At 45.8% G+C, this 12,649-nt stretch carries 15 protein-coding genes; 8 read left to right on the forward strand and 7 right to left on the reverse strand.

Translation table 11 applies throughout. From position 1 onward, the window contains the following. Positions 1-6: 6 nt before the first annotated feature. From QUA01_RS00480 to QUA01_RS00505, 6 genes are read left to right on the forward strand one after another with little or no spacing between them, the layout of a single operon-like run. Positions 7-315: a type II toxin-antitoxin system HigB family toxin gene (locus QUA01_RS00480; protein WP_333088566.1), complete on the forward strand. Its 309-nt coding sequence runs from the start codon at positions 7-9 to the stop codon at positions 313-315. Continuing rightward, positions 290-703: a helix-turn-helix domain-containing protein gene (locus QUA01_RS00485; RefSeq protein WP_333088568.1), complete on the forward strand. Its 414-nt coding sequence runs from the start codon at positions 290-292 to the stop codon at positions 701-703. Before QUA01_RS00480 ends, QUA01_RS00485 begins: the two co-directional genes overlap by 26 nt. A gap of 41 nt (positions 704-744) precedes the next feature. Next, complete coding sequence (locus QUA01_RS00490) at positions 745-1,074, forward strand: type II toxin-antitoxin system RelE/ParE family toxin (protein WP_333088569.1); 330 nt, start codon at positions 745-747, stop codon at positions 1,072-1,074. A gap of 4 nt (positions 1,075-1,078) precedes the next feature. Continuing rightward, positions 1,079-1,432 (forward strand): helix-turn-helix domain-containing transcriptional regulator, encoded by a 354-nt coding sequence (locus QUA01_RS00495; protein ID WP_333088570.1) that lies wholly within the window; start codon positions 1,079-1,081, stop codon positions 1,430-1,432. A 12-nt stretch (positions 1,433-1,444) separates the two neighbouring features. After that, entirely contained in the window at positions 1,445-1,906 is a 462-nt protein-coding gene (locus QUA01_RS00500; RefSeq protein WP_333088572.1) for an SRPBCC family protein, read from the forward strand. Beyond that, positions 1,890-2,078, forward strand: a complete 189-nt coding sequence (locus QUA01_RS00505; protein WP_006635525.1) for a CPXCG motif-containing cysteine-rich protein — start codon at positions 1,890-1,892, stop codon at positions 2,076-2,078. The genes QUA01_RS00500 and QUA01_RS00505 overlap by 17 nt, the downstream gene beginning before the upstream one ends. A gap of 4 nt (positions 2,079-2,082) precedes the next feature. On the opposite strand, the gene QUA01_RS00510 is transcribed toward QUA01_RS00505, so the two are convergent. From QUA01_RS00510 to QUA01_RS00520, 3 genes are all read right to left on the reverse strand, one after another. Then, positions 2,083-2,835 carry a gamma-glutamyl-gamma-aminobutyrate hydrolase family protein gene (locus QUA01_RS00510; RefSeq protein WP_333088574.1) on the reverse strand — a complete coding sequence of 251 codons (753 nt, stop codon included), beginning with the start codon at positions 2,833-2,835 and terminating at the stop codon, positions 2,083-2,085. Positions 2,836-3,039: 204 nt separating this feature from the next. Further along, entirely contained in the window at positions 3,040-3,702 is a 663-nt protein-coding gene (locus tag QUA01_RS00515) for a DUF2834 domain-containing protein (RefSeq protein ID WP_333088575.1), read from the reverse strand. Positions 3,703-3,845: 143 nt separating this feature from the next. Continuing rightward, positions 3,846-5,111: an FAD-dependent oxidoreductase gene (locus QUA01_RS00520; RefSeq protein ID WP_333088576.1), complete on the reverse strand. Its 1,266-nt coding sequence runs from the start codon at positions 5,109-5,111 to the stop codon at positions 3,846-3,848. A gap of 279 nt (positions 5,112-5,390) precedes the next feature. On the opposite strand from QUA01_RS00520, the gene QUA01_RS00525 reads away from it, so the two are divergent. Together QUA01_RS00525 and QUA01_RS00530 are read left to right on the forward strand one after the other, a co-directional pair. Continuing rightward, positions 5,391-6,707, forward strand: coding sequence for a glycoside hydrolase family 10 protein (locus QUA01_RS00525; protein ID WP_333088577.1), 1,317 nt, complete (start codon positions 5,391-5,393; stop codon positions 6,705-6,707). A gap of 458 nt (positions 6,708-7,165) precedes the next feature. Then, the gene (locus QUA01_RS00530) at positions 7,166-8,146 is read left to right on the forward strand and encodes an aldo/keto reductase (protein WP_333088579.1); all 981 of its coding nucleotides are present in this window, start codon (positions 7,166-7,168) and stop codon (positions 8,144-8,146) included. 65 nt (positions 8,147-8,211) lie between these two features. On the opposite strand, the gene QUA01_RS00535 is transcribed toward QUA01_RS00530, so the two are convergent. The 4 genes from QUA01_RS00535 to QUA01_RS00550 all read right to left on the reverse strand — a co-directional run bounded on the left by QUA01_RS00535 (position 8,212) and on the right by QUA01_RS00550 (position 12,485). After that, on the reverse strand, positions 8,212-8,547 hold the full coding sequence (locus QUA01_RS00535) for a hypothetical protein (protein WP_333088580.1): 336 nt from the start codon (positions 8,545-8,547) through the stop codon (positions 8,212-8,214). A gap of 108 nt (positions 8,548-8,655) precedes the next feature. After that, complete coding sequence (locus QUA01_RS00540) at positions 8,656-9,867, reverse strand: M20 family metallopeptidase (RefSeq protein WP_333088582.1); 1,212 nt, start codon at positions 9,865-9,867, stop codon at positions 8,656-8,658. 144 nt (positions 9,868-10,011) lie between these two features. Further along, positions 10,012-10,719 carry a dethiobiotin synthase gene (gene bioD, locus QUA01_RS00545; protein ID WP_333088585.1) on the reverse strand — a complete coding sequence of 236 codons (708 nt, stop codon included), beginning with the start codon at positions 10,717-10,719 and terminating at the stop codon, positions 10,012-10,014. A gap of 59 nt (positions 10,720-10,778) precedes the next feature. Further along, complete coding sequence (locus QUA01_RS00550; RefSeq protein WP_333088586.1) at positions 10,779-12,485, reverse strand: serine/threonine-protein kinase; 1,707 nt, start codon at positions 12,483-12,485, stop codon at positions 10,779-10,781. Positions 12,486-12,649: the final 164 nt, after the last annotated feature.

Below are 12,649 nucleotides of genomic sequence, written 5' to 3' on the forward strand. Positions count from 1 at the left end.
AGCCTCATGCGTGTTATTAGCCGAAAACGACTAAAAGAATTTTGGGAAACACACCCCAATGCTGAAACAAGTCTGTTGCTGTGGTATCAGCGTAGTTGTGATGCTGAATGGCAAAGTTTAGTAGATATTCGTAAAGTATTTCCTTCGGCTGACTTAGTAGGTAACTTTACGGTATTTAATATTGGTGGCAATAACTATCGGTTAATTGCTTTTATCGATTATGCATACCAGATAGTGTTTGTCCGCTCTGTTTTAACTCATGCAGAATATGATAAGGAGAACTGGAAAAATGACGACTGGTTTAAAAACTCCTAGTAGCTACTATATTGAGATAATCACAACTTTTCCACCGCGTCCAATTACTTGTGAAGCTGAGTTAATCGCTACACAAAATCGGATGGATTCTATTGTGAGTCGGAGCAATCTCACGCAAGACGATCGGGATTACTTAAACGTGTTGGGTACTCTTGTTTATGATTACGAACAAAAACATGAGCCAATGCCAGTCTTGAAAGGTATCGCACTACTGAAAGCATTGATGGTTGAGGACAATATTCAAGAAAAAGATTTGGTTGATATTTTTGAATCCGAGTCTTGGGTATCTGAGATGATGGATGGAAAGCGGGAACTGACGGCGAGTCAAATTCAAAAGTTAGCTAAGTTTTTTCATCTTTCCCCTGTGGCATTTCTTGAGTATAATTAATTGCCAGGATACTGGGATGAGTGACGCACTATAATATAATTATGCCCGAAGTCCAACCGAGAGAAATTCAGCGTTATACTACGCCAGATAACAAAGTGCCTTTCGATCAGTGGTTTGATTCGCTTAGAGATATCAATGCTCAAGCCAAGATTATCTCTAAGCTTAACCGAATTGCTGATAGTAATTTAGGAGACTATCGCTCCGTGGGGGAAGGTGTATGCGAACTTAAAATAAATTATGGGCCTGGCTACCGAATTTATTTTGGACAAATAGGGATGACAATTGTGATGCTCATCTGCGGAGGCGATAAAAGCACTCAAGACAGAGATATCCGCCAAGCTACAGAATACTGGACAGATTATAGGAGTTAAGACAATGCCTAAAAGCCTACCTTATCATCCATTTTTGATTGAATCTCTGAGAAAAAATCCGGCATTGTCAGCCGCCTATATAACGGCGACATTAGAGGAGGAAGAGCCGGAACCTGAACTGCTAAAACGAGCTCTCAGCGATGTAGCAGAAGCTTTGGGTCAACCAAAAATGACTCCTGAACAATATGAATTGCACTTAAAAAAATTGGATGAATTGCTGTCGCAGCAAGGAAGTGATGCGATTTATAATCTGGGAACTTGGCTGAATACTTTGGGATTGAAACTAACTGTTGCTGTTTGTACTGATACAGAGGATAATACTGCAAATGCTGAAACGCGATCGCACTTAACTGTCTAGCCCAACGATACAATGCCCAATTTTAAATATTCGTCGCTGATTAATGCTACCGTTGAAGCAGTCTGGAACTTTCACGAAAGGCCCGACATTCTGCAACTTTTGACTCCGCCTTGGCAACCGGTGAAAATCATTCGCCGCGAAGGGGGATTAGATGTGGGTGCTGTATCAGAATTTCGCTTGTTATTGGGGCCGATTCCTGTAAAATGGGTGGCGACTCACACTGAGTGCGAACAATATCGCTTGTTTGTTGATGAACAAACTGAGGGGCCGATGGCACGTTGGACTCACCGACACGAGTTTACCTCAGAAAATGGCAAAACTAGATTGACAGATGCGATCGCATTTTCGATACCGGGCGGCCCGATTGTCGATTTGTTGTTAAGTTGGTGGGTGGAAATGCGGTTAACAGATATGTTTCGCTACCGCCACGAAGTCACAAAAAGAGAGTGCGAGAAAGATGCAAACAACGGCTGAATATTACTGTGCTTTCTGCGGCGAACCGAGTACAACTTTTGTTGATATCAGCGGTGGTATGGAGCAATCTTATATCGAAGATTGTCAGGTTTGCTGTCGCCCGAATGTTCTGTATGTCAGAATAGATGAAGATACCCTGGATATCGAAATAGATACGGACTATCAAGAATAAGTGACTATAAAAATGTAGGAATTGCTTGTGATGCTGACTTGGTAGAATTCATGAATTTTGAAGCTGCTGCTTCTACGAAAGCCTGAAAAATTCGAGAGTTTACCGAACAGTTTGGCGACATTTCCGGGTGCCATTGAATTGCTATCATCCAAGGGTGATAGCAGTGCTCCATTGCTTCTACCAAAGTGTCAGGTGCATCGGCTACAATTCGCCAATCGGATGTTACCTTCCTCACTGCTTGATGATGCCAGGAAACAACTGTTGTTGAAGTTTTTCCCATAATTTTTGCTAGGCGACTGTTTGGCTCAATTTCAATGGTATGCTCGATCGCGCGCGGGGGAATTCCCGATCCGTGATTAACCTCATCTCCGTAAGCATCCGGTACGTGAATCACCAAACTGCCACCGCTGGCTACGTTCAACATTTGCATTCCCCGGCAAATCCCCAACACAGGTATGTCAGCTTTCAAAGCTAGCTTTGCTAAGCTTAATTCAAAATTGTCGCGTTCTGCATTAACTGAGTAAACTGTGCGATCGACATAACCGCCGTAAAGTTCTGGGTTTATATCTCCGCCCCCGGAAAAAATCAAACCATCTACTGCATCAAAAATACTAGCCGGATCTAATTGATTGGGCGGCAGCAAAATCGGAATGCCACCAGCCGCCTGAACTGCATCAATATAAGTGCCATTTAAGCGATACTCGCCTGCTGAACAGCGGTTGGATGTTGTGATGCCAACAATCGGAAATTTTTTCATTTGCTAGAGACTGGGAGATAATTATTTACATTAATACTCAGATTTGGCACTATTTGTAATCAGTGTTTCATGGGCGGGCTAGAAGCCCAACCCCTACTCCCCACAATAAAACTTACTTATTGTGGAACAGGCATCTTGCCTGTTTCTTGTCTGATTACTTGTGATTGATTCCTACATTAAACTGAGAATTCCCTGCACTGCTGTCTAATTTGTAACAGTTTTAGTATTAGTTTCCGGCAGCGGTTTGCGCGTACACAGATAAGCCAACGGCCCGAACAGCGGTACTAATGTTACTGCCCAAAATGCTGTAGAGTTTTGCATTCCTCGGCGCGCCATATCGTCTCCTAATAAGGCAGGAAATAGTAGGCAAAGCATACAAAAATCTAAACTCATTACGTGGATAAAACGGTTGGTTTGCCACTGTATCATAAAATCATACCAATCGCCTTTTGTCAACCCAAAGGAAACTAAAGAAGCAGCACCCAATGTTAGGACAATGGCAGTAAAACGGGACTCTAATATCTTTAAAAAGATATTTTTATGACCGGGAAATTCAGGATTCGGTTCGCGTAGGGCTAAATAAGGCAGCAAGGCAACGGCGCCGACGCCAAAGGATAAAGTGGCAAATAGCCATGCAGGTATTTTCTGCCCCCTGCCGTCAGCAAATAAGACGCAACTGTAGATGAGCGGCCAGACTCCCATGAGGTTGAATAACGCTACAATTAAAGGGTTGATGTCTGCTATTTTGCCTGTGGAAATATTGGTAATTAGTGTGATAGTTTTTTCTGGACTGTCGGGTGGTGAAAATACAAAGGCGTAGGTGATAAATGCAATCCAAAGCAGCCCAAATCCAATTTTTTTGAACATAGTTAGTTTTCTTTACTTCTGATATTACTATAACAATTTTAAAGCGTTTTTGAATAACACTTTTTTTATTAAACGCAGAGGGCGCAGAGGAAGAGAAGAGAAGATGAGAGCGGATAAAATGTGAGCATCTTCTGAATGTATTGCTATTTGGTATCGCCTGTTTTGGGCAGATTGCTAAATTGTTGCATAAATTGGCGATCGATCCAATCTTTCCAATACCACAATAACCATGATTCCCACATGAAATTGCCGCGAGATGCGATCGCCCTTTTATTCCCAGTACCAATTAACCCTAAGTATTGTTCCTGCGGTGCAAAGGGTTTCAGCGGTTTTTCCAATAAAAACTGCTGCAAATTTTCAAACAGCGGTTTGCCCTGACGCACAGCAAACACGCCTGCTTTGGGACGGGGATAATTCACCATCGCGCAGATGTCTCCAGCCCCAAATACGTTGGGGTGAGAGACTGATTGTAGGCAATCGTTGACTTGCATAAAGCCGTTTGAGTCGGCTGCTAAACCGGATTCTCTTATCCAATTGGCTGCCGATGCTTGTGTCACCCAAAAAACGATCTCGCACTCTAATTCTAAACCTGATTTACAGGAAATTTGGTAAGTGGTAGGGAATTGAGGATTGGTTTCTTTCTCAATCTTTTTTACTGCACAGACTTTTTCCTTTAAATGCAATTGAATGCCGCGACTGATGAGAATTTCTTGAAGGCGGCGACGCACCCGCTGATTGTGTCCCTGCATCAATGCAGCACCGCTGTGAAACAAATGAATCTCTAATTCTTCTTCTTTCTTCCCCCTTCCCTTTTCTCTCTTACGTCTTTCGCTGTACCTTAATATCCATCCGTTAAATCCGTTACACAATCCGTTGCCGAACCCCTCTTCCTTCCCCAATCGAGATTGCATATTTAATGCTAATTCTACGCCACCGGCACCGCCGCCGACAATGGCGATCCGCAGCGGTTTTTGGGGATGGTTTTGTCTTTCGGAAATTAACTGATTCCAGCTAGCTAAAAACTCCGGTACCGGTTTAGCTGGAATTGCGTATTCTGCGGCACCACGCACCGATAGAGTCGCGGGAGTGCTGCCGATATCTACAGAAAGCACGTCAGAATTAACTGGAGGGCGAGTTTGACAAATAACTAAATTTTTGCTAAAGTCGATGGCGATCGCCCGATCGACCAATATTTGACATTTGGCAAATTCCGCGAGCGATCGCAAATCGATGTGACATTCATCATAATCGTAAAACCCAGCAACGTGCCCCGGCAGCATCCCCGAATAAGGCGCGTACAAGACATCGCTAATCAAAGTCAAACGCACTCCTGGCAGCGGTTTGATGCCGAACATTTTTAATACAATAGCATGACTGTGGCCGCCACCAATTAAGACTAAATGTTTCACAAATTAGATATGTTCGATCGAGATTTTTCACCACAAATATTGTACAGCACTAGCACTCCCGCAGACCGCACTGTCCGGTCAGGAGAATTTGCAGCGCGTAATTAATTATAGCCCAGCACTTTGACAAAATGCTCTGACTTACTCTCTGAATCCAAGATTATATTTGACCGGCGCGGCGATCGCACATTCAGCACAAATTGCTGTAGACTGTAGAACGAGCAAACTTCATCACCAAATTATGCCGGGGTGTGTTTTATAGCTAATTAACCATTCACAACTATGACATTACGCATCATTCCTCGCAGTTGGCAGCGATCGATTAAAACAATTTTCCCGCTGCTATTTGCGATATCATTCATTATAGTATTGCTGGTTAATAACTTAACTCCGGCGATCGCCCAACAACACCGCCAAGAAATTCGCGGAGTTTGGATGACGACAAACGACAAAGACATCCTCAGAGATCGCCACAAACTAGGAGATGCGATCGCTAAATTAAAGCGGTTAAATTTTAACACGATCTATCCCGTAGTCTGGAACTCTGGCTATGCCATGTATCCCAGCCCAGTCGCCCAGCAAAGAGACATTCAACCATTTGTTTACAGAGGGTTAGACGGACAGGATATGCTCGCAGATTTAATTGCCCAAGCCCACCGCCAAGGCCTGCTAGTAATTCCTTGGTTTGAGTTTGGTTTTATGACACCTCCCACCTCAGAATTAGCATTAAGCAATCCCGATTGGCTGACACAAAAACAGGACGGCACACAAACATCAAACGGCGCAGGCGGCGAAGTAGTTTGGCTCAATCCATTTCATCCAGAAGTGCAGGAATTCATTACCGAACTCGTACTAGAAATCAACACCCAATACAACGGCGATGGCATTCAATTTGACGACCACATGAGTTTGCCATCAGAATTTGGCTACGATGAATATACCATTGCTTTGTATACCAAAGAAACCAAAAAAGCACCGCCCAAAGATTTTGAAGATCCAGCATGGGTGAAATGGCGAGCCAATAAAATCACCGCTTTTATGTCGCAGCTAAATCAAGCAGTAAAAGCAGTAAAACCCAACGCTATCTTCTCAATTTCTCCCAATTACTACGAATTTGCTTACAAACATCACCTGCAAGATTGGCTAAATTGGGTGCGTTTCGATATTGCAGACGAACTAATCGTGCAAGTTTACCGTCCCAATCTAGAATCATTTGTGGACAAGATTAGCCGTCCAGAAATGCGAGAAGCACAGCAAAAGATTCCCACCGGAGTTGGGATTATGACAGGTTTGAGAAATCGCCCAGTAGCGATACAGCAAATTCAATCCCAGGTGCGCGCCGTCCAACAATACGGCTTAGGTGCGGCTTTCTTCTACTACGAAAGCTTGTGGGAAGATGCACCGGAACCAATTGGCGATCGATTTTCTCAATTTAGTGAATTCTTCCCATTTGCTGCATTCCGAACAGCGCTACAAATACCCAGACGCGCCGCAACTTTCCCACCGCCGCCGCCACCCAAACCCGATCCCAAAGCTAAGCCCCAGCAACCTACAAAAGACTCCCCACCTTCTCCCTCACCAACCACATCACAAAAGTAAAGAGTCATTAGTCATTGGTCATTAGTCATTAGTTGTTGGTTATTAGTCATTAGTTGTTGGGAATTGGTTATTAGTTGTTGGGAATTGGTTATTGGTTATGGGTTACTGGCTACGAATTCCCAATTTCCAATTCTCACTTCCCAATAACAACTAACAAATAACAACTAACAGTCAACAGTCATTGGTCATTAGTCATTAGTCATTAGTCATTAGTTGGGAATTGGTTATTAGTTATTAGTTATTGGTTATTGGTTATTGGCTACGAATTCCCAATTTCCAATTCTCACTTCCCAATAACAACTAACAAATAACAACTAACAGCTAACAGCTAACAACTAACAGCTAACAGTCATTGGTCATTAGTCATTAGTCATTAGTTAAAGGCCCACAATAAAATTCACTTTTTGACAGAAGTGCAAGATTTCAGAGCAGAGTTAATATAACAACCATCAATAAGAATGCAAACTAACCAAAAAATTTTACTGCCAAAAATGGGCTGCGGCACTTGGGCCTGGGGTAATAGATTACTCTGGGGCTACGATGAAAGTATGGACGAGGAATTGCAAGCCGCATTCAATCTTTGCGTCAGCAGCGGTGTCACCTTGTTCGATACCGGCGACTCTTACGGAACAGGAAAATTAAACGGACGCAGCGAGCAACTTTTGGGGCAGTTTTGCCAACAATATCAAGGTGCAAATAAAGACAATATATGTATTGCGACAAAACTCGCGGCTTATCCTTGGAGACTGACGCGACAATCCATGATATCTGCTGGTAAAGCCTCGGCTTCGCGCCTCGGAAAAAATGTAGATTTGGTGCAAATGCACTGGTCTACAGCTAATTACGCTCCTTGGCAAGAGGGGGCTCTTTTGGACGGTTTAGGCGACCTTTACGAGCAAGGATTGGTTAAGGGTGTAGGTTTGTCTAATTACGGGCCGAAACGGCTGAAATGGGTGCATCAAAGATTTAGCTCCCGCCAAATTCCAATTGTTACTTTACAAGTGCAATATTCCCTACTTTCCACCTATCCGGTAACAGAACTCGGCTTGAAAGATGTTTGCGATGAATTGGGGATAAAATTGATTGCTTACAGTCCTTTAGCCTTGGGGTTGCTGACGGGGAAATACTCGGAAAATGGCTCTCTTCCTAAAGGTATTCGAGGTTTGGCGTGCAAGCAGCTACTTCCGGGAATGCGATCGCTTTTGGGATGTTTGCGAGAAATAGCTGCTGTTAGAAACAAGACTGTTTCGCAGGTAGCAATCAACTGGTGCATCTGCAAAGAAACTATTCCCATTCCCGGCGCTAAATCTGCCGCACAGGCGAGGGATAATATTGGTGCTTTGGGCTGGGAGTTAGACTCCGGGGAGATTGCAGAATTGGATAAGGCGGCGGCGAGTGTGGATAAAAAAATGGTGCAGAATATCTTTCAAACTAAGTAATTGGTAATTGGGAATATCAAGTGTGGTTAAATAGATATGATTGCTGATAAGGTAGCCAACCACCTTTAGGACAAACCCAAATGATCTCTTTCTCTAAGAATATCACCCCCTTCTCCTTTTAAGTAAAGCTCTCCTGTCATACCTTGGTGAAGCTCATCAAGATCCCTACCATACGCTCTGATTCTAATGACTTGCAGTTTAACCTCTCTAATATCTGACCTGCCGAACTTTTCAAACTCATATCTTGCTTCAAAAACAGACGTTGTAATTATGTATTGATAGGAGACTAGGAAAATATCTCCTATTTTGATAATACCTTTATTGCAAGCTCCTTGAACGCAATATTTTTCCTCTAACTCTGTAACATTATCAACATCAAATTCTTTGACTTCTTTACTCATTAGCTTCTCCTAAACCGCGTCTGAGAATGGTAAGGTGCGCATTGCGCACCCTACAAATAAAGCTAATTGAGAATGGTAAGGTGCGCATTGCGCACCCTACAAATAAAGCTAATTGCAAAACTTTTCTACGCACCTCACAAACATTTCTACACCCATCCCCAAGGCAGTTTCATCAAAATCAAAGCGCGGGTGATGGTGCGGGTAAGCCAAGTTTTTTTCGGGATTTGCCGCGCCCAAAAAGAAATAGCAACCGGGGACTTCTTGCAAAAAGAATGACATATCCTCGCCGCCCATTGTTTGACATTCCGGCACTATTCCTGCAGGAGTTTCTACTACCGATTCGGCGGCGCTGCGTACCAATTGAGTCATGCTCGCATCGTTGATAACTGGCGGATAAAGCGAGCAATAATCTAGTTGGTAATTTGCGCCGTGACTCTGACAAATTCCGGCAATTATTTGCTCGATTCGTTGAGAAAAATAACCTTGATATGTGGGATTGAAATAGCGCACTGTACCGCCGATTTGGGCGGTGTCGGCGATGACGTTGTGGGTGTCACCTGCGTGGAATTTGCCGACTGTTACTACGGCTGAGTCGATCGGGTCAATGTTCCGCGCGACAATTGCCTGCAAGGCGCTGACAATTTGGGCTGTAACGACGATCGCATCTACTGTCTGATGCGGCATTCCCCCGTGCCCGCCCTTGCCAAAAATCCTGCAGTCAAAAACTTCGACAGCAGCCATCAGCGCCCCGCTGCGAACGCCTATAGTGCCTAATGGTAGATTGTTCCACAAATGCAAGCCGACGATCGCATCAACATCAGGATTTCGCAAAACTCCCGCTTCAATCATCGGTTTTGCGCCGCCCGGGCCTTCTTCGGCGGGCTGAAAGATAAATTTTACTTGACCCGAAAAGCTGTGTTTGTGCTTGGCCAGATAACAAACTGTACCGAGGGCGATCGCAATATGACCGTCGTGGCCGCAAGCGTGCATAATACCATCATGCTGCGATCGATAATCCACCTCATTTTCCTCTTGAATCGGCAAAGCATCCATATCAGCCCGAATTGCCAAAACCCGCCCCGGTTTGCCGCTGTCGATAGTGGCGACAACACCAGTTTTAGCAATATTAGTTTGATGCTCTATCCCCCATTCTTGCAACTTTTGCGAGACAAACTGGGCCGTTAAATTTTCATCAAAACTCAACTCCGGCTTTTCGTGCAAACGCCGCCGCCATTCGACTAACTGAGGCTGCAAGTTTCTAATCTCCAGCCGCAATTGAGATAAATCGACATCAGTTAAATTCGGTAAAGTAGAAACCATTTTTCATTCTCCTTATAGCAATTTGCGAACCTCTCTCTTCTCTTGCTCTGCGCTCTCTGCGCTCTCTGCGGTTAAAATAAAATCTTAATTTTTCACCGCAGAGGCCGCAGAGTACGCAGAGAAAGAGAGGTGTTTTGAATAGGGTTATTTAGAAGTCTGAGGAACTAAATTAACCCCCGGAAGTAATCGCTCTAAATCTAATTCTGAAGCTGATGCTGCTAATTTTGTCAGGTCATTTGGGTCATCTAAATGAGGCAAAGTACCCAGCACGGGCATTTGAGTCAGCGACTGGATCAAATCTATTGGTGTCAAGTCGGCAATTTCTTGTGCAGAACAAGCTTTAACGCAATTGAGGACAATTCCTCTGAGCTTAAAACCCGCGTGTCTGGCGAGAGCAACATTTGCCACAGCTTGCCCGATCGCCCCCAGCCTCACAGGTACCACCAAAACTCCCCTCAGCCGCCAATCCCTGGCAATATCGGCCACCGTCAGTTCCCGCGTTACAGGCGAACCCAGCCCTCCCAAAGCTTCCACCAACACAAAATCCTTGCGCTCAGAGAGGCTTTGCAGCGCCGTCCAGACTTTTTCTAGTTCGATCTGTCTCCCCTCCCGTTCTGCAGCAATTGGTGGTGCTAGAGGCGCATCAAAGTGCAGCGGATTGAGTTCTTCGGGGGATTGGTCGAGACGAAACAAACGAGTGTAGAGTTCGCGATCGCCCGTTCCCGTTTGCATGAGTTTCATAATTCCCAAACTGCGATCGGGGAAATACATTTGCCAATAAGCAGCCAGAGCGCTGGTCAAAACAGTTTTGCCCGCGTCGGTATCAGTTCCAGCAATCAGCAACGAGTTCATTGGCAAATAGCTAACAAGTAATTGGCCTCAACTTCACTCTACATTGTCTTGCCAAAAGTTTAGAGTTCCGGCGAGGGGGCAGGAGTTGGTGCGGGTTCCGGCGACGGCGCGGGAGTTGGTGCGGGAGTTGGTGCGGGTTCCGGCGACGGCGCGGGAGTTGGTGCGGGTTCCGGCGACGGCGCGGGAGTTGGTACCGGTTCCGGCGACGGTGCGGGAGTTGGTGCAGGTGTCGGGGCGGGTGTCGGTTTGGGTGTCGGAGTTGGTTTGGGTGTCGGTTTGGGTGTCGGAGTCGGTTTGGGTGACGGGGCTGGTGTCGGTTTGGGTGTCGGAGTTGGTTTGGGTGTCGGAGTCGGTGCTGGTGTCGGTTTGGGTGTCGGAGTCGGCGCGGGGCTTGTTTCTGGTAAAGGTTCTGGGCTTGTTTCTGGTAAAGGTTCCGGGCTTGTTTCTGGTAAAGGTTCCGGGCTTGGTTCTGGTAAAGGTTCCGGGCTTGGTTCTGGTAAAGGTTCCGGGCTTAGTTCTGGTAAAGGTTCCGGGCTTGGTTCTGGTAAAGGTTTTGGGGTTGGGGTTGGTAACGGTTCTGGGCTTGGTATCGGATTTAGGATCGGTGTCGGAGTTATGACTTGTGGTGGTGTCGGAGTGGGTTTGGGTGTCGGTTTGTTGAGAAATGAGCCTACTAAGGCCCAGGAACCGAAGCCAGTCAAGATTACTAAGCCTGTTAGCAATCCGATCGCAGCAACGGGATTGTCCCAAACAGAGCCGCCAGCGGGCTGAATTAGGGGGTCAGGTTGGTTTTGCGGGTAAGAACTAGGGGCGATCGGAGCGGGAGCGGGATCGGGCGGCCGGCCCACGGCTACCGTGGCGATTAGCGAAGCGTTTGACGGGACTACAGCAGGCGCTGGCGGTAAAGTTTGCTGGTTAGGCTGAGGGTTGGTTTTTCCGTCGAGTGCTTTGGCTACTTCGCTGACAGATTGATATCGATCGCCCGGAGAGCGATTTAACATCCGATTCAGTACCGCCGCCAAGCCCGCGCTCACCTGCACTTGCTGCTGCCAATTCCACTGCAGGGTTCTTTGATCGAGCAATTCCTGCGGTTCTTTGCCCGTCACCAGGACGATCGCCGTTACAGCTAAAGCGTAGAGGTCGCTGCTGGCAGTTGCGCGCCCGCTTTGCAACTGTTCCATCGGCGCGTAGCCGATTTTACCGACTGTTGTCGCGTGGGCTGTTCCTTCGGGAGACTGGACTTTGGTGGCGAGTTCTTTCACCACTCCAAAGTCAATCAGCACCGGCAACTGGTCGTTTTCCCGGCGGATGATATTTTCAGGGGAGATGTCGCGGTGGATGATGCCGCGGGCGTGGATGTGAGCCAGTACCGGTAGCATTTGCCGGATAAATATCAAGACTTCGGCTTCGCTGAATCTGCCGCCTGCAGAAGTGCGATCGAGCAACAGTTCGCGGTAAGTCATCCCTTCCACGTAATCCTGCACTAAAAACAAACGTTGATTCTCTTCAAATATTGCCCGAAACTGGGGAATTTGCGGGTGCGAAATTTGGTAAAGTATTGCCGCCTCTCTTTGAAACAATTCCTTCGATTTTTCCAAAACGTAAGGCCCGCTTTGCACCGGAATCAATTCCTTTAGGGCGCAGCGTTCTTTAAACCGCCCCTCGTCTTCTACTAAATAAGTGCGGCCAAATCCCCCTTGACCTAAAATACTCACCAAGCGGTAACGGTTTTGTAGGAGAGTTCCAATAGCAATAGGTGGCTGCATAAGTTTAAGTAGAAATTGTTAAAAAATAGGCGATCGCTCGCAGACATAGTAATGCTAGGTCTTTAGTGCTCTCGAACATACTTCACTGTCTGTAGTTCCCAGTCCCGACCAAAGTTAGCATTTTACATTTTTTTACGCAACTTTGATAAATCAGCAAATTTAAG

It is taken from the genome of Microcoleus sp. S36a_B3, assembly GCF_036700745.1.
Lineage (GTDB): Bacteria > Cyanobacteriota > Cyanobacteriia > Cyanobacteriales > Microcoleaceae > Microcoleus.

What these genes read in the sequence shown, in the direction of transcription:
- QUA01_RS00485 (WP_333088568.1), top strand. Translation starts at nt 290, where the DNA reads ATGACGACTGGTTTAAAAACTCCTAGTAGCTACTATATTGAGATAATC.
- QUA01_RS00525 (WP_333088577.1), top strand. Translation starts at nt 5,391, where the DNA reads ATGACATTACGCATCATTCCTCGCAGTTGGCAGCGATCGATTAAAACA.
- QUA01_RS00515 (WP_333088575.1), bottom strand. Translation starts at nt 3,702, where the DNA reads ATGTTCAAAAAAATTGGATTTGGGCTGCTTTGGATTGCATTTATCACC.
- QUA01_RS00510 (WP_333088574.1), bottom strand. Translation starts at nt 2,835, where the DNA reads ATGAAAAAATTTCCGATTGTTGGCATCACAACATCCAACCGCTGTTCA.
- QUA01_RS00540 (WP_333088582.1), bottom strand. Translation starts at nt 9,867, where the DNA reads ATGGTTTCTACTTTACCGAATTTAACTGATGTCGATTTATCTCAATTG.
- QUA01_RS00495 (WP_333088570.1), top strand. Translation starts at nt 1,079, where the DNA reads ATGCCTAAAAGCCTACCTTATCATCCATTTTTGATTGAATCTCTGAGA.
- QUA01_RS00490 (WP_333088569.1), top strand. Translation starts at nt 745, where the DNA reads ATGCCCGAAGTCCAACCGAGAGAAATTCAGCGTTATACTACGCCAGAT.
- bioD (WP_333088585.1), bottom strand. Translation starts at nt 10,719, where the DNA reads ATGAACTCGTTGCTGATTGCTGGAACTGATACCGACGCGGGCAAAACT.
- QUA01_RS00505 (WP_006635525.1), top strand. Translation starts at nt 1,890, where the DNA reads ATGCAAACAACGGCTGAATATTACTGTGCTTTCTGCGGCGAACCGAGT.
- QUA01_RS00480 (WP_333088566.1), top strand. Translation starts at nt 7, where the DNA reads ATGCGTGTTATTAGCCGAAAACGACTAAAAGAATTTTGGGAAACACAC.
- QUA01_RS00500 (WP_333088572.1), top strand. Translation starts at nt 1,445, where the DNA reads ATGCCCAATTTTAAATATTCGTCGCTGATTAATGCTACCGTTGAAGCA.
- QUA01_RS00530 (WP_333088579.1), top strand. Translation starts at nt 7,166, where the DNA reads ATGCAAACTAACCAAAAAATTTTACTGCCAAAAATGGGCTGCGGCACT.
- QUA01_RS00550 (WP_333088586.1), bottom strand. Translation starts at nt 12,485, where the DNA reads ATGCAGCCACCTATTGCTATTGGAACTCTCCTACAAAACCGTTACCGC.
- QUA01_RS00535 (WP_333088580.1), bottom strand. Translation starts at nt 8,547, where the DNA reads ATGAGTAAAGAAGTCAAAGAATTTGATGTTGATAATGTTACAGAGTTA.